General features: G+C 66.0%; 16 protein-coding genes and 1 riboswitch. Of the genes, 6 read left to right on the top strand and 10 right to left on the bottom strand.

The features are described 5' to 3' along the window. Positions 1-19: 19 nt before the first annotated feature. From cobW to DW355_RS11860, 10 genes are read right to left on the bottom strand one after another with little or no spacing between them, the layout of a single operon-like run. Positions 20-1081: a cobalamin biosynthesis protein CobW gene (cobW, locus tag DW355_RS11905; protein ID WP_131280348.1), complete on the bottom strand. Its 1062-nt coding sequence runs from the start codon at positions 1079-1081 to the stop codon at positions 20-22. A 25-nt stretch (positions 1082-1106) separates the two neighbouring features. Then, entirely contained in the window at positions 1107-1988 is an 882-nt protein-coding gene (locus DW355_RS11900) for an ABC transporter substrate-binding protein (RefSeq protein WP_242671132.1), read from the bottom strand. A gap of 4 nt (positions 1989-1992) precedes the next feature. Continuing rightward, a complete protein-coding gene (gene cobO / locus DW355_RS11895; protein ID WP_131280346.1) occupies positions 1993-2562 on the bottom strand; it encodes a cob(I)yrinic acid a,c-diamide adenosyltransferase in 570 nt (189 codons plus the stop codon). 39 nt (positions 2563-2601) lie between these two features. Beyond that, the gene (locus tag DW355_RS11890; protein WP_131280344.1) at positions 2602-3279 is read right to left on the bottom strand and encodes an energy-coupling factor ABC transporter permease; all 678 of its coding nucleotides are present in this window, start codon (positions 3277-3279) and stop codon (positions 2602-2604) included. 59 nt (positions 3280-3338) lie between these two features. Continuing rightward, the gene (locus DW355_RS11885; protein WP_131280343.1) at positions 3339-4178 is read right to left on the bottom strand and encodes an ABC transporter ATP-binding protein; all 840 of its coding nucleotides are present in this window, start codon (positions 4176-4178) and stop codon (positions 3339-3341) included. Then, positions 4175-5185 (bottom strand): FecCD family ABC transporter permease, encoded by a 1011-nt coding sequence (locus DW355_RS11880; RefSeq protein WP_131280341.1) that lies wholly within the window; start codon positions 5183-5185, stop codon positions 4175-4177. Before DW355_RS11880 ends, DW355_RS11885 begins: the two co-directional genes overlap by 4 nt. Beyond that, entirely contained in the window at positions 5182-6111 is a 930-nt protein-coding gene (locus tag DW355_RS11875; RefSeq protein ID WP_131280340.1) for an ABC transporter substrate-binding protein, read from the bottom strand. The genes DW355_RS11880 and DW355_RS11875 overlap by 4 nt, the downstream gene beginning before the upstream one ends. After that, on the bottom strand, positions 6108-6674 hold the full coding sequence (locus tag DW355_RS11870; protein WP_131280338.1) for a bifunctional adenosylcobinamide kinase/adenosylcobinamide-phosphate guanylyltransferase: 567 nt from the start codon (positions 6672-6674) through the stop codon (positions 6108-6110). The genes DW355_RS11875 and DW355_RS11870 overlap by 4 nt, the downstream gene beginning before the upstream one ends. Beyond that, positions 6671-8041, bottom strand: a complete 1371-nt coding sequence (locus DW355_RS11865) for a cobyrinate a,c-diamide synthase (RefSeq protein WP_131280337.1) — start codon at positions 8039-8041, stop codon at positions 6671-6673. Before DW355_RS11865 ends, DW355_RS11870 begins: the two co-directional genes overlap by 4 nt. Before the next feature lie 28 nt (positions 8042-8069). Further along, the gene (locus DW355_RS11860) at positions 8070-9776 is read right to left on the bottom strand and encodes a TonB-dependent receptor domain-containing protein (RefSeq protein ID WP_242671131.1); all 1707 of its coding nucleotides are present in this window, start codon (positions 9774-9776) and stop codon (positions 8070-8072) included. Positions 9777-9952: 176 nt separating this feature from the next. Further along, positions 9953-10189: riboswitch (cobalamin riboswitch) on the bottom strand. A gap of 50 nt (positions 10190-10239) precedes the next feature. Here DW355_RS11860 and DW355_RS11855 point away from each other — a divergent pair. The 6 genes from DW355_RS11855 (at position 10240) to DW355_RS11830 (ending at position 15735) form a co-directional block, all read left to right on the top strand. Continuing rightward, positions 10240-10470 carry a cell division protein ZapB gene (locus tag DW355_RS11855; protein ID WP_131280334.1) on the top strand — a complete coding sequence of 77 codons (231 nt, stop codon included), beginning with the start codon at positions 10240-10242 and terminating at the stop codon, positions 10468-10470. Then, positions 10467-10811 carry a cell division protein ZapA gene (locus DW355_RS11850; protein WP_131280332.1) on the top strand — a complete coding sequence of 115 codons (345 nt, stop codon included), beginning with the start codon at positions 10467-10469 and terminating at the stop codon, positions 10809-10811. Before DW355_RS11855 ends, DW355_RS11850 begins: the two co-directional genes overlap by 4 nt. A gap of 302 nt (positions 10812-11113) precedes the next feature. Further along, positions 11114-12073: a methionyl-tRNA formyltransferase gene (locus tag DW355_RS11845; protein ID WP_131280331.1), complete on the top strand. Its 960-nt coding sequence runs from the start codon at positions 11114-11116 to the stop codon at positions 12071-12073. A 435-nt stretch (positions 12074-12508) separates the two neighbouring features. Next, entirely contained in the window at positions 12509-13531 is a 1023-nt protein-coding gene (locus tag DW355_RS11840; RefSeq protein ID WP_131280329.1) for a Bug family tripartite tricarboxylate transporter substrate binding protein, read from the top strand. 108 nt (positions 13532-13639) lie between these two features. Then, on the top strand, positions 13640-14170 hold the full coding sequence (locus DW355_RS11835) for a tripartite tricarboxylate transporter TctB family protein (RefSeq protein WP_131280327.1): 531 nt from the start codon (positions 13640-13642) through the stop codon (positions 14168-14170). 35 nt (positions 14171-14205) lie between these two features. Beyond that, positions 14206-15735: a tripartite tricarboxylate transporter permease gene (locus tag DW355_RS11830; protein ID WP_131280326.1), complete on the top strand. Its 1530-nt coding sequence runs from the start codon at positions 14206-14208 to the stop codon at positions 15733-15735. Positions 15736-15797 lie beyond the last annotated feature (62 nt).

Genomic DNA, 15797 nt, shown 5'->3' with positions numbered 1-15797 from the left:
TGTTCAGCCGGCCTGCCGCTTACGCCGCCACGGGCGCCGCCAGCGCAGCGTCCAGCTCGGCCTGCAGCACGGCGCCATCGAGCTCCGAACCGATCAGCACCAGGCGCGACTGACGGTACTCGCCCATCACCCAAGGCCGATCGAAATAACTGTCGAAACGCGAGCCCACGCCCTGGACCACCAGGCGCATGGCCGCGTCGGGCAAGGCCACAAAGCCTTTGACACGGTAGATTTCGTGGCGTGCCACCAGCGCGCGCAAGGCATCCAGCAGGGATTCGCGGTTCGTCACCTCCAATGCCACCTGCACCGAATCGAAGGCGTCGTGGTCATGGTCTTCCTCGTCGTCGTGGTGGGTCTTGCGCTGATCGATCTGGTCTTCCACCGCACGCTCCAGGCCGAGCAGCACACCGATGTCGAGGCGGCCGTGCTGGGCATGCACCAGCTTCACGCCGGCTTGGGTCTCGGCGCGGATGACCGCCTCCACGCCCGCCAGTTCGTCGGCGCTGACCCCGTCCGTCTTGTGCACCACCACCAGATCCGCCGTGGCCAACTGGTCTTCAAACAGCTCGTGCAGGGGCGAGTCGTGGTCCAGGTTCTCATCGGCGCGACGCTGCGCGTCGACCGCCACGGGGTCGTCGGCAAAGTCACCCGCGGCCACGGCAGGCGCGTCGACCACGGTGATGACGGCGTCCACCGTGAAGGTGCTGCGCAGCGCGGGCCACTGGAAAGCCTGCACCAGCGGCTTGGGCAGGGCCAGGCCCGAGGTCTCGATGACCAAGTGGTCGATCTGGTCGCGGCGCGCTGCCAGCATTTCCATCACGGGTGCGAACTCTTCCTGCACGGTGCAGCACAGGCACCCATTGGCCAGCTCGAAGAGCTGCCCGTTGCTTTCGCCGTTGTCGTCACAACCGATGCCGCAGCCGCGCATGATTTCACCGTCGATGCCCAGTTCGCCAAATTCGTTGACGATGACCGCGATACGACGTCCCTGGGCATTGGCCAGCAAATGGCGCAGCAGCGTGGTCTTGCCACTGCCCAGAAAGCCGGTGACGATGGTGGCGGGAATTTTTCGGGATGACATGGAAGGTCCTTGAAGAAAAATTAGGTCATGGTCTGCGCGACTCGCGCGAGGGCAAGGCGTTCAGGCAATCGACCAGCATTCGCGCGGCCTCGCCCAGGCGCGGTCCGGGGCGCGAGAGCAGGTCCATGCGGTCCGCGTCCAGCAGGCAAAGCTGGTTCTGGCGCACGGCGGGCAGCGTGTTCCAGCCCGGGCGCTCGGCCGGAGGGGTCAGCGAGGCACGCGGGCCGATGATGATGTCGGGCGGGCGGCGCAGCAGGAATTCGGGGTTGATCCTGGGAAACAAGCCCAGCTCGCCCCCCACCACGTTGACCAGGCCCAGCCGGGCCACCGTCTCGCCGATGAAACTTGCGGTGCTGGCGGCCGAGCCCGCCGCCACTTCCACGTAGACGGAGCGTCCGCGCAGCGCGGCGGACAGATGTTCAGCGGCGGCATCCAGCTCGGCGTCGATGCGCGCCACCAGTTCGGTGGCGCGCGTGGGCTCGCCGAGCGCGTCACCCAGCGTCAACAGCATGCGCTTCAGATCGGCGTGGGTGCGGCTGTCCAGCGTCATCACCGGCACGCCCAGCGCCGACAACCGCTCGCCTGCACGGCTGCGCGGGCCGAGCAACACCATGTCGGGACGCAGCGCCACGATACGCTCGATCTGCGCGTCTTCCAGTCCCCCAACCCTGGGCAGGACCTGCACAGTCTCGGGCCAGCTCGAATACCGGTCGGCGCCCACCAACTGGGCGCAGTGACCCAGGGCGCAGATGGCTTCGGTCAAGGAAGGCGAGAGCGTGACGATGCGCTGCGGCGGTTGCGCCGAGGCCATGCAGGACAGCAAGCCCAAGGCCGCCAGCGAAGACACCGTGCGCACGCGATGTTTCTTGCGCAAGGGCATGCCAGGGTGGATCATGGAAAAAGACACGGCTTCAGTCTTCAATGCCACGTTGCGCCGGCACGCCGGCATTGAAGTGGTGCTTGACCAGGGTCATCTCGGTCACGGTGTCGGCGAGTTCCACCAGTTCGGCGGGCGCATTGCGCCCCGTCAGCACCACGTGCACCTGCGGCGGACGCTCGCGCAGGCAGCTGAGTATGGCCTCCAGCGGAATCCAGCCGTAGCGCAGCGGGTACATGATCTCGTCCAGCACCACCATGAAGTGCTCACCCGCACGAATCGTGGCCTCGGCCTTGGCCCAGCCATCCAGCGCGAGCTGGGCCGAGTGGTCCAGATCGCGGCTCTTCCAGCTGAAGCCATCGCCCAGGCCTTCGATGGGAATGCCCAGTTGCTCGAACAGCCGGTGCTCGCCGAAGCGCGCCGTGGGCACTTTCATGAACTGGTAGACCTTGACGGCCTTGCCGCGGCCATGCGCGCGCAGGGCCAAGCCGAAGGCGGCCGTGCTCTTGCCCTTGCCGGTGCCGGTGTGCACCAGCACCAGGCCACGGCGTTCGCCCTGAGGCTTAGGGGTGTCGCGTGAAATGGGCGGGGCTTCGATCTCCATGGCGGGCTCCTCTGCAGCGGCGTGGTATGGCGGGAAGGTTCAGGCGGCCTGGTAGAGGCGTTGCTCAACCCAGGCGCTGCCGCGCAGGCGGTGCACGGCCTTGGCCCCGGCCAGCACGCCCAGGTCGACCAGGGGCTCCAGCAGCACCACGGTCATGTAGGCGGCGCCAAAGCTGCCGATCTGGGCGAGATTGGCCGCATTGAAGCCATGGCCATACAGCGCCCAGAAAGCCACCCAGACCACGATGCCGCCCTGGTAGGCGACCGACAGCTTGAAAGCCTGCAGGTAACTCAGGTCCACATAGGCCATGTTCTCGGGCACGATGCGGCGCGCCAGGACATGCGTGGCAAACAGGGGCACCAGCAAAGTGGTGACATTCATGCCGTACTGCGGCAGGTCTTGCTGGGCAAAGAACAGGCTCTGGATTGCCAGGCCGCCGGCCAGACCCAGCGCGGCGGGCGCCACGCCGAAAACCAGCAGCAAGGTGGTCCCCAGGATCAGGTGCACCTCCGACACACCGACGGGGTGATGGGGCAGCACTTCAAAGAAGCAGAACACCAAGCCCATGCACAGCAGGCTGCGTGCGAGCAGGGACAGCGGCCCGTCTTTCTTGAGGGCCTCAAACGCCAGCTTGCTGGCATAAACGGCGGCGGCAGTGCCGGTGGCGTAGCTCAGGAAGATCTTGGTTGCATCAACCAGTCCGGGTTCGATGTGCATGGTCTGACTCCTTGGTGAAAATTGAAGAACGGGGGACGGAAAAACGAAATGCGGCCGACTCAACCGGGACGCTCGGGCTGCATCACGGGCAAGGCGACCCACTGCCCGCCCATCGCATGGATGGCAATGCGGTGCTCAAAGACTTCCGTCAGCGCCGCATGGGTGGCTGGGTCGCCGCTGGCGCCATGGTGGGCGACTCGGCCCTGAGCCATCACCACCAAGGCGTCGGCGTGCAGGGCCATGCTGATCTCGTGCAATACGCTGACGACGGTGCCGCCGCGCGCGACCAGGGCGCTCACCACGGCCAGCCAGTCGGCCTGATGGGGTGGGTCCAGGTTGGCGAGCGGCTCGTCCATCAGCAGCACCTCGGCCTCGACGGCCAGCGCACGCGCCAGCAGCACGCGTTGGCGCTCGCCACCGGAAAGCTGGCTCAGCGGCCGGTCGCGCCAGTCCCAGGCCTGGGTGGACCGCAAGGCACGTTCGACGGCCGCGTGGTCGGCCGCGCTGGGCGGAGCCAGCCAGGCCTGGTGCGGCAGACGGCCCAGCATGGCCACGTCATGGACCGGCAAATCGTCGCTGGCGCCCTCGTTCTGGCCCAGCCAGGCCAGGCGGCGCGCGCGGGCCCGGGCCGGCAGGCCGGGCAGCGGCAACCCCATCAAGCGGACCTCACCCCGGGCCTGAGGCAGCAAGCCCGCCAGGGCCTTGAGCAGGGTGGATTTGCCGGCGCCGTTCGGGCCGACGATGCTGGTCCAGCGCGCGGCGCCCAGGTCCAGGTCGATGGCGTGCAGGACTTCGGCCTGACCGAGGGTGACACGCAAGCCGCGCGCGCTCAGGGCGGAAACGGGCTCCGCTGCGTCCTGGTTCGCCGCGACCGAGGTCTGAAGGTCACGCAGGCTCATGCCAGCCCTCCCCCGCCCCGGGTGCGCCGGTGCATCAGCCACAGCAGGTAGCTGCCGCCCAGCACGGCCGTGAGCACGCCCACGGGCAGTTCCTGCGGCGCGATCAGCCAGCGCGCCAGGATGTCAGCCGCCATCAACAGCAAGCCGCCCATGCAGGCGGCCAGCAATAGCAGGCGATCGTGCGGGGTCTTGACGATGGAACGCACCAGGTGCGGCGCGGCCAGTCCCACGAAGGCGATCAAGCCGGTCTGGGCCACGGCCGTGCCCGTGGCCAGCGCCAGCACCGCCACCAACACCACGCGCATGCGGACCAGCGGCAGCCCCAGGCTGGCCGCCGTGGCCTCACCCAGGCTGAGGCCGTCGAGCGCGCGCGCGCAGACCCACGCCGCCAGGGCGCAGAGCAGGCCCAGGCCGGCCATGAGCGCGCAGCCCGACCAGCCCACGAAACCCGCGCTGCCCAGGTTGAACCCCAGCATGGCCGGCACGATGTCGGGCGCGGCCAGGGTGATCAGGTCCTTGGCCGCGCCCAGCACCACCCCGACGATGACGCCGGCCAGCAGCAGGCGCAGCGTGTGCTGCACGCCGCGCGCGAGCTGCAGGGTCAGCAGCACCGCGAGCACCGCGCCGAGGAACGCCGCGCCCGTGAGCCCCAGGCGCGTGAGCCAGGCCAGGGCAGATGCGCCACCCAGGGTGGTGCCCAGCAGGGCCATGGCTGAGGCCACGCCCAGCGAGGCGCCCGAGGCACTGCCCAGCAGGAAGGGATCGGCCAAGGGGTTGCGGAACAGGCCCTGCGCCACCGCGCCGGCCAGGCCCAGCAAGGCACCGGCCAGCCACGCGCCCAGGGTGCGGGGCAGCCGGATCTGCCAGACGATCTGCGCGGCCACCGGGTCCTGCGCGGCACGCAACACGCTCTCGAAACCCGTGCTGCCCACGCTGGCGCCCAGCGCCAGCAGCAGGGCCGACAGCAGCAGCAGCGCCAAACCGAGCAGGGACGCCTTGCGTCTCATGGGCGGGCTCCCGGCGTGGCCGGCGAGGCAGACGCCGGGCCGACGGGCCCGGGCAAGGCCAGCTTCTCGCGGATGCAGCGCGCCATGATGCGCGCCGCCTCGGCCATGCGAGGGCCGGGCCGCACCACCACGTCAGAGTCGTCCACGCCGTAGACGCACAGGCGCTGGCCGCGCACGGCGCGCATCTGGTCCCAGCCGGGATACGGCACGCGCGACTGCATGCTGCGGTTGCCGATCATGATCAGGTCGGGATCGGCGCGCACGACGAACTCAGGATTGAGGCGCGGAAACGGCCCCAGCTCGGCCGGGATCACGTTCTTCACGCCCAGGCGCGCCAGGGTCTCGCCGATGAAGGAGACCTCGCCCGCGCCATAGGGGCCACGGCTGACCTCGAAGTACACCCGCGTGCCGCGGGCTGCGGGCGGCAGGCTGCGGGCTGCGGCGTCCACGCCGTCCTGGATCTCGCGCCAGAGCCGTTCGGGCTCGGCGGCGGGCAAGTCCAGCAGCACGCCCAGATCCCTCAACACACGCTGCACATCGGCATGGGTCTTGGGTTCGAGTGCCACCACCTTGAGGCCCAGAGCTTCCAGACGCTCGCCCGCACGCGAGGAGACCGACAGCAGCACCACGTCGGGCCGCAAGGCCACCACGGCTTCGATGCTCGGGTCCAGCCCGCCGCCCAAGCGCGGCAAGCGTGCGATGCTCTCAGGATGGTTGGAATAACGGTCCACGCCAACCAGGCGCTGGCACTGGCCGAGCGCGCACACGCTTTCGGTCAGCGATGGCAGCAGGCTGACGATGCGCTGCGGGCTCTGCGCGAAGCGTACGGTGACACCGCGCTGGTCGGTGATTTCAAACGCCCGCGCCGGACCAGCCTGGGCCATCAGCAGCGTGAGGATGAACGCAAGAGCAAGGCGCAATGTCATGCGTTTCCTTTCAGCGTGAGCGGCAAGCCCGCGGCCATGAAGGTCACGCGCGCGCAGAGGGCGGCGACTTCCTGGTTGAGCCGGCCCAGGGCATCCACGAACTGACGCACCTCGCGCCCAAGCGGGATCACGCCCAGGCCGATTTCATTGCCCACCAACACCACAGGGCCGGACGCGTTGCGCAGCGCCTGCAGCAGCGCGTCCACGGGGGCGTCGCGCGCGATGCCGTCCGCGGGCATCAGGTGGTTGGTCAGCCACAGGGTCAGGCAATCCACCACGAGCAGGGTGTCAGCACGACTGTGCGCCACGATCGCTTGGTCCAGGCGCAGCGGCTCTTCCACCGTTCGCAGGCCGGGCACGCGCTGCGCACGGTCCCGCTGGTGCCGTTCGATGCGCGTGCGCATCTCCTCGTCGTGCGCGCACCCGGTGGCGATCAGCACGGCGTGGTGATCGGCGGACGCGGCCAGCCAGTCACGCGCCAGCAGCTCGGCCCGGCGCGACTTGCCGCTGCGCTGGCCACCGAGGATGAGTTCGCTGCGCGCGAAGGTCAAGGGCGTGCTCATGCGGCCAACGCTCCTGACTGCGCACCCAGCCCGCCGAGCCCACCCAAGAGGCGTGCCACCAGCGCCGGGGCCGATGGGAACCAGGCGTGGAAGTAGCTGGCCACGATGCTGCCCTGCAGGTAAACCGCCTCGCCCTCTCCGACCACGCCCGCTCTTGCACCCGGCGGGTGGGTGCGCCAGCGTGCTGGCAAAGGGGTGTCGCAGGTGGAGTAATGGAAGGTGTGGCCACGCAACTCATCGGCGCCGATCCGCAGACCCTGCGGGCCGAGGGCGGCCAGGTGTTTGTGCAAGGTCACGCTGCCCGGCAGCAGGCCCCACAGCGCATGGGTAACGCCTTCGCCATCGGTGAGCTGCTCAAACAAGGCCATCATGCCGCCGCACTCGGCCCACACGGGCCGGCCTGCCGCGACATGGGCACACAGGCTGTCACGCAAGCCCTGATTGGCGGCCAGGCGTGCGGCGTGCAGTTCGGGATAACCGCCCGGCAACCAGACGGCATCGCAGGCGGGCAAGGCCCGGTCGGCCAGTGGCGAGAAGAAAACCATGCGCGCGCCCAGGGCCTGCAGGCACTCCAGGTTGGCGGCATAGAGAAAACAGAAGGCGGCGTCACGGGCCACGGCCACGGTGTGGCCCTGCAGCAATTTCGGCACCGGCAGCGACGCGACCGGCAGGTCGAAGTCGACGCTCCAGCGCTGGCGCAGCTCGTCCAGCGTCATGCGCCCGAGCGGCGCGTCGGCCAGGGCATCGGCAGCGACATCCAGGCGTTGCAAGGCGTCCTCCAGCTCGGTCGCGGCCACCAGGCCCAGGTGGCGCTCAGGCAGAACCAGGGCTGGATTGCGTGACAAGACCCCCAGCCAGTGCTCGGGCTCACGCAAACCCTGCCGCAACATGCCCGCGTGGCGTGCGCTGCCCACGCGGTTGGCCAGCACGCCCGCCCAAGGCAGACCGTCCTGGTAGTGCTGCAGGCCATGCGCCAGCGCGCCGAAGGTGCCGGCCATGGCCGAGGCATCGATCACGGCCAGCACCGGCAGGCCGAACTGCCGCGCGAGATCGGCCGCGCTGGGCTGGCCGTCGTAGAGGCCCATCACGCCCTCGACCAGGATCAGGTCGGCCTCTCGCGCGGCCGCATGCAGGCGCGCGCGGCAGTCGGCCTCGCCCGTCATCCAGAGATCCAATTGGTGCACGGGCGCGCCGCTGGCCAAGGTGTGCCAGAACGGGTCCAGGAAATCCGGGCCGCACTTGAAGACCCGCACCCGCCGCCCCTGGCGCGTGTGCAAGCGCGCCAGGGCCGCCGTGACCGTGGTCTTGCCCTGCCCCGAGGCCGGGGCGGCGATCAGCAGAGCGGGGCAGCGTGCGGCGGATGTCATGGGGCGAGCTTAACGGGACATCCCGTCGTCAACGGGGTGCCCAGCGCAGGGTCAGGTAAACCGCGCGACCTGGCTGGTTGTAGCCATTGGCCGTCTGGTATTCCTTGTCGGCCAGGTTGTTCAGTCGGGCCTGCACGGACCAATCCGGGTTGAGCGCATAGTCCGCGTGGATGTCGAGCGTGGCGTACGCGGGCAGCTCGACGGTGTTTTTGTCATCGTCATAACGCTCGGACGCCGCCAGCACGGTGGCGCCGTATTTCCAGGCCCCGACGCGGTGATCCGCGCCCAGCGCCAATTGTTCATCGGCCCGGCGACGCAACTGCTTGCCCGTGACTTCGTTGCGAGCGTCCAGCAGATCCAGCGTGGCGTGCAGGTCCAGCGCATCGAATTGGCCGGTGTAGCTCAGTGTCCAGCCCTGGATGCGTGCCCGAGGAATGTTCGCGACCGCGGGCTGCGTCGTGATGAACCCCTTGATCCGGTTGTCGAAGTAAACCGCCTGGTAGGTCTGCGTTCCGGGCGTATAGGCCAGGCCGGCTTCGCGGTTGCGGCCCTCCTCGGGTTGGGTGGTCGTGTTGCCGTAATTGGGGTAGTAGAGCTGATTGAAAGACGGCGCCTTGAAGGATGTGCCGTAGGAAACGTGGGCGCGCAGCTCAGAGGCGAGCTTGTATCCGTACCCAGCAAAGCCGGTGTTGGCTTCGCCGAACTGTGAGTTGTCGTCCCTGCGAACATTGAATTGCCAGCCATGGGCGCCTGCTTCGCCATTGAGACCGGCAAAGACGGAGTCCGTGGTGCGGTGATCAACCGTGTATGCCGTGGTTCCGCTTACTTGCTGTTCGATGCTTTCCATTCCCAGCAGCAACAGACCCAGTGGGGTGCCGATCTCGTTGAGCCAGGTCCACTGGTCCTGGTGCGTATCGAAGCGCGTCGGTTGGCTCCCGGTGTGATTGGTGGAATTGTCATCGCTGCCGCCATAAGCGAGGCGCGATTTCCAATTCGGCACCATCCGCCCTTCCAGGCCAACGGCATAGCCTTGGGTCAGGACATCGGCATGCGTGTCATAACTGCCGGTGCCGCTGTCGTAGTTGTTCACGCCGTCGGCGTGGAGCAAATGTGCGTCGAACTTCCAGCCTGGTGCAAAACGCCAATCTGCGGAGGCATTCACGCTTTGTTGAGAAACGCCATCACGGTCGCTGTTATGACTGCTACCCACGCTTGAGTTGGTCGCCGAGAAGCCGTCTTCGCGCAGCGTTTGCACGCCCAAGCTGTATGACACGTCACCAGAGCCACCACTCAGACCCGCACTGGCTTCACGCCGTCCAGCACTGCCCACCGTGGCGGAGGCGTAGGGGAAAAAGCCTTCGCGCCCCTGGCGAGTGAAGATCTGGATCACGCCGCCGACGGCATCGCTGCCATACAGGGCGGAGGCCGGTCCCTTGAGCACTTCGATGCGCTCGATGCTCTCAAGAGGAATGCTATCGAAGTTGGGGGTGCCGGTGGAGGCCGAACCCACGCGCACGCCGTCCACCAGCAGCAGCACATGGCGGCTCTCCGTGCCGCGGATGAAGATGCTCGACGTCTTGCCCAGGCCACCATTGGACGACATCTGCACACCAGCCACACGGGCCAGCAACTCGGCCACGGTGCGGCCTGTGCCCTGTTCGATGTCATCGCGGGTGATGACGGTGATGTCGCTGAGCACCGCGTCGACGCGCGACTCGGTGCGCGTGGCGGTCACCACAGTGGGCGGGAGTTCTGTCGTCTGGGCATGCAGGGAAGCCGCAGCGGCCAGGGACAGCGCGAACGCTGCCGGGCGCTGAAAGGAAACGCAAGTTTTCATTGGATGGGGAACGCAAACCAAGTCCTTCCCCGGCTTCCCCGCCAGGGCATGGACGTCACGGTTGCGCGCAGAAGCACGCAACCACCTTGTTGGCCGGTATCCGGGCTGGTGGAAACAACCTCCATCGCCTTCCCGGCTGCTTGTTCAAGGCAACCAGTGGCCAATGATGGAAGCGGGGTCGAGGGACCCGTCCACTTACCGTTGCGGGGGCAGCGCAGGTTGGGCCTGCCGCGTGACGGCTCGCCTTCCTGCTTCCCGTTGAACCGCAGCCTGTGAACCACGCCGCGAGCACCAACGGCGAAGATTCTACGTTCGAAATCTCTCGCAAACCCTAGAATGGGAACACTTTCATCGACGATCCATGTCAGACCCCACCCCCATCGAAGCACTGGTCGAACGCGTTGAGCGCCTGCTCGTGCGCTACGAGGAACTGCAACGCACCAATGAACTGCTGGTCGATCAGGTCGACGAGCTCACCGCGGAGCGAGACCAGCTCAAGCAACGCCTGCTGGCGGCCCGCACGCGCGTGGACGCGCTGCTCGAACGCATCCCCGAACCTGGCGACAAGGAAGGCCTGAAGGACAGCCCATGAAACAGCTCGAAGTGCAAATCATGGGACAGAGCTATCTGCTGGGCGCGCCGGAAGGCGGTGAGGAGCGTCTGCGCCAGGCCGTGCAACGCGTGGACGAAGCCATGTGCAAGATCCGTGACGCCGGCAAGATCAAGGCGCGCGAGCGCATCGCGGTGCTCGCGGCGCTGAACCTGGCGTTTGACCTGGGTGCGTCCGCCGCCACGGCGGTGCCCGCGGACCAGGCAGGCACGAGCGAGGCGACTCCCATGCCCACCTTGGTGTCGCCCCCGGCAGATGCGGCCTTGGGCACCTTGATCGCCCGGCTGGATACCGCCCTGGGCGAGGACGGTCGCCTGATTTGACGGCCTGGCGACGCGAGGCTGGGCAGGGCCCCACGCTGCGCCTACAATGCGACCGTCTGCAATGCCTGCCGGGCTTTATATTTCCTTGAACCAATGCTCATTGAGCAAGGGCTTGGAACATTGCCCCGCCAGCGTGATCGTCTCGCGTCAGATGAACCCAAGGCTGGGTTGACCTCGCCCACCTGAACCCCTGGTTCAGGATGCCGGTCCGGTGGGACCATTGCAGACACCCTTCTTTCCGCGCCGCTGCCAACACGCGCAACGGCCTTTCTCCACGCGACACGACTCTCCCCGCCCATCTCATGCGCATCGCCCTCATCGGTCAACAGGATTTCGGCAAGGCCGTGCTGCACGCCTTTCTCGCGCGTGGTGAATCCCAGGGCGACATCGTCGTCGGCGTGTTCTGCAAGCCCGAGCAGCCCGGCGAGAAGCCGGATGCCTTGCGAGAGGCGGCCGAAGCCGCCGGTCTGCCCGTCTTGCAGTTCGCCAGCCTCAAGAGCGAGGAAGCCCAGGCCGCGCTGCGCGCGCTGGACGCTGACCTGGGCGTGATGGCCTATGTATTGCAGTTCGCGCCTCAGAGCTTCGTGAACATTCCGAAGCACGGCACCATCCAGTACCACCCGTCTCTACTGCCCAGGCACCGAGGGCCTTCCTCGATCAACTGGCCGATCGCGCTGGGTGCGACGGAAACCGGCCTGACGATCTTCCGCCCCACCGATGGCCTGGACGAAGGCCCGGTGATCCTGCAAAAGCGCTGCGCGATCGATGCGGATGAAACACTGGGCGAGGTCTATTTCAACAAGCTGTTCCCCCTGGGCGTGCAGGCCTTGCTGGAAGCCGCTGACCAGGTTGTCGCGGGCCGTCACACCGAAACCGCACAGGACGAAAACCAGGCGAGCTACGAAGGCTGGTTCAAGGCCGATGAGGCGCGCATCCACTGGACCCGGCATGTCGACCAGGTCTACAACCTGATCCGCGCCTGCAATCCGGCGCCTGGGGCCTGGTGCGAGATGAACGACGCCGAAGGTCGGGTGATGAAGGTCTCGCTCTACGACTGCCGCAAGCATGTGACGCGCACCTTCGGCTCGGTACGTGGCAAGCCGGGAGACATCGTTGAAATCGGCGCGCAGTCGCTCTTCATCGCAACCCAGGGCGGCGAAATCGAAGTCATGCGGGTCAAGGCCGTCGTCAACGGTGTCAGTGGCAAGAAGATGGACGCCGCCACATTCGCCCACGACAACGGACTTCGCGCAGTATGCTGAATCACGACATCGGCATGGCACATGGAAAGATGATTTTTTGCCAGCTGCAAATGTAAGCACTGCGGCAGCGGTGATGCGCTGCCATCGTTGACATCACGTCCCGCCGATTCAGCGCCCTGCTCCCAGGCAGTCCCGTCATACGACAGGACTGCCTTTTTTGTTTGTGGTGTCAAACGGTATTTCCCTGGTGTTTGCCCTTGCCTGTATGGCATTCGCCACCCATCTCCCTCGGAAAAGCCCCAATCACGGAAACCCTAGGGAGACTCTGAAAAATAAAGAAAGTTGACCGCAATCAAGAGGAATTCAGCACCAAAATTTAGAGTACGCCCCATCGATTGATGCTCATGCGAATGAGTCCATTCGATGCGGCTATCGAAACAAGAATTCCATGTCCAAAAACCGTCGGCGACGGTGCAACGTCAACAGGAGACAAAGATGAAGAGCTTTCATGCCAGACTGAAAACCAAGGTGGCCACCGTGGCCGCCGCCGTCATCGTGGCCACCGGCCTGGTCGCCCCGATGTCAGCCCAGGCCTGGGAACCGAGCAAGCCGGTCGAGTTCGTTGTGCCCGCAGGCACGGGCGGCGGTGCCGACCAGATGGCGCGCCTGATCCAGGGCATCATCGTCAAGCACAACCTGATGAAGCAGTCGCTCATCGTGGTGAACAAGTCGGGTGGTGCCGGTGCCGAGGGCTTCCTGTCCGTGAAGGAAGCCAAGGGCGACCCGCACAAGATCATCATCACCCTGTCCAACCTGTTCACGACGCCGCTGGCCACGGGTGTGCCCTTCAACTGGAAGGACATGACGCCGGTTTCCATGATGGCGCTGGACCAGTTCGTGCTCTGGGTCAATGCCGACGCGCCCTACAAGACGGCCAAGCAGTACATCGACGCCGTCAAGGCCGCGGGCCCGAACAAGATGAAGATGGGCGGCACCGGCTCCAAGCAGGAAGACCAGATCATCACCGTAGGGCTTGAGAAGGCCACCGGGACCAAGTTCATCTACGTGCCCTTCAAGGGCGGCGGCGAAGTGGCCGTGCAGCTCGTGGGCGGCCACATCGATTCCACCGTGAACAACCCCGCCGAAGCCGTGGCCCAGTGGCGCGCCGGCAAGCTGCGCGCGCTGTGCGTGTTCGACGACCAGCGTCTGGCCTACAAGACCAAGGTGACGGACACCCAAAGCTGGAACGACATCCCGACCTGCAAGGAATCCGGGGTGCCGACCGACTACGTGATGCTGCGCGGCATCTTCACGTCGCCCGGCGTCAGCGCGGACCAGACCAAGTACTACGTGGATCTGCTGGCCAAGGTGCGTGAAACGCCCGAGTGGAAGGCCGCCATGGAACAAGGCGCCTTCAACCAGACCAGCATGAGCGGCGCCGAATTCACCAAGTGGCTCACGACCGCCGAAGCGAATCACCGCCAGTTGATGACCGAAGCCGGCTTCCTGGCGAAGTAAGCCCCGGTCCGACGGATGTAGCCAGTACGCCGGGCCTGGAAGGACGACACAACACCGTCTGCAGGGCCCGGCTTTTTTGAGTCAGAAATCGTCAGAAGTTATCTCGTCATGGAATCCAATCAAACTTCCGAGGAGGGCCGCGCCCTCGCCACCAACGGCACGGTGGACGCCGTGGTCGCGGTGTTGGTCTTTCTCCTGGGCGCCCTGGTGGTGTTCGGCAGCCGCCAACTGGGCGCCGAATGGGGCGACGACGGCCCCGGCCCGGGCTACTTCCCCTTCTACATCGGGGTCATCCTGTGCATCTCCGGTATCGGCGTGTTCACCCAGACGCTGATGGCCAAGGGCAAGGCCAAGGAGAAGAACGCCGAGGCCTTCGTGGACCGTGAGTCCATGGGCCGCGTGCTGGCCGTGCTGGTCCCTGCCGTCGTTTACGTGGCCGCGGTGGATCTGATTGGCATCTACGTGGCTTCGGCCGTCTACATCACCCTTTTCATGGTGTACCTGGGCAAGTACGGCTGGCTCCGCAGCGTCATCGTCGGCCTGGCCGTCAACGCCCTGTTCTTCCTGATGTTCGAGGTCTGGTTCAAGGTGCCGCTGCACAAGGGCACGTTTGATCCGCTGAGCTTCCTGGGTTACTGAATAAACGCGCGGATCAATTTCGGAGACATAAGAAAATGGAAGAACTCAACGCACTGTTCCACGGGTTTGCGACCGTCATATCGCCGATGAACTTCCTGCTGATGCTGGTGGGCATCGTCCTGGGCGTTCTGATCGGCGTGCTGCCCGGCCTGGGCGGCGCCAATGGCGTGGCCATCCTGCTGCCACTGACCTTCAGCATGAACCCGACCTCGGCGATCATCATGCTGAGCTGCATCTACTGGGGCGCGCTGTTCGGCGGTGCCATCACTTCGGTTCTGTTCAACATCCCGGGTGAGCCGTGGTCCGTGGCCACCACCTTTGATGGCTACCCCATGGCGCAGCAAGGCAAGGCTGGCGAAGCGCTCACCGGTGCCTTCACTTCTTCCTTCATCGGCGCTTTCATCGCGGTGGTCATGATCACCTTTCTGGCGCCCCTGGTCGCCAAGTTCGCGCTGAAGTTCGGCCCGCCTGAATTTTTCTCGGTCTACCTGCTCACCTTCTGCTCTTTCGTGGGCATGGGCAAGGGTTCGCCGTTCAAGATTCTCGCCTCCATGACTCTGGGCTTCGCGCTGGCCTGCGTCGGCATGGACACCGTGACCGGCCAGCTGCGCCTGACCTTCGGCTTTCATGAACTGATGCGCGGTTTCGACTTCCTGATCGCGGTGATCGGCCTGTTCGGCATCGGCGAAATCCTGCTCTCGATGGAAGAAGGCCTGGCCTTCAATGGCAAGAGCGCCCGCATCGATCCGAAGGTCGTCTTCAACACCTGGAAGCAACTGCCGGCCTACTGGGCGACCTCCTTGCGCGGTGCGCTCATCGGCATCTGGATGGGTATCACGCCTGGCGGTGCGACGCCCGCCTCCTTCATGAGCTACGGCGTGGCCAAGAAGATGTCCAAGCGGGGTGACAATTTCGGCAACGGCGAACTGGAAGGCGTGGTCGCGCCGGAAACCGCCGCGCATGCCGCCGGAACCAGCGCCCTGCTGCCCATGCTGGCCCTCGGCATCCCCGGCTCCCCCACGGCAGCCGTGCTGTTGGGCGGCCTGCTGATCTGGGGTCTGCAACCCGGCCCGCTGCTCTTCGTCGAGCAGAAGGACTTCGTCTGGGGCCTGATCGCGTCCATGTACCTGGGCAATCTGGTGGGCCTGGTGGTGGTGCTGACAACCGTGCCGCTGTTTGCCTCGATCCTGCGCATCCCCTTCTCGATCATCGCCCCCGTGATCATCGTGATCTGTGCGATCGGTGCCTATACCGTGCACAACGCCATGCTCGACATCTGGTTCATGCTGCTGTTCGGCGTGGTCGGGTATGCGTTCAAGAAGCTGGATTACCCCCTTGCGCCGCTGGTTCTGGCACTGGTGCTGGGTGACAAAGCGGAAGACGCATTCCGGCAGTCCATGCTGCTATCCCAGGGTGACCTGGCCATCATGTTCTCCAATGGCCTGGTCGGCGGCATCACCGCCCTGGCGCTGCTCATGCTGTTCTGGCCGATCATTTCCAAGCTGCTCTCCTTCGTGAGGAAGCCCAAGCCGCAGGCATTCGCCGCGGAACGTCCGGTGGACTGACCGTTCGAACGGCGTCGACGACGCCGCTGCCCCAACAAAAAGGCCCGCTTCCAGGAGAAGCG

Source organism: Hylemonella gracilis (assembly GCF_004328645.1).
In the GTDB taxonomy this organism is placed as follows: domain Bacteria; phylum Pseudomonadota; class Gammaproteobacteria; order Burkholderiales; family Burkholderiaceae_C; genus Hylemonella; species Hylemonella gracilis_B.
The sequence above is the reverse complement of the archived record's forward strand: the minus strand, read 5'-3'. Positions and strand labels throughout refer to the sequence as shown.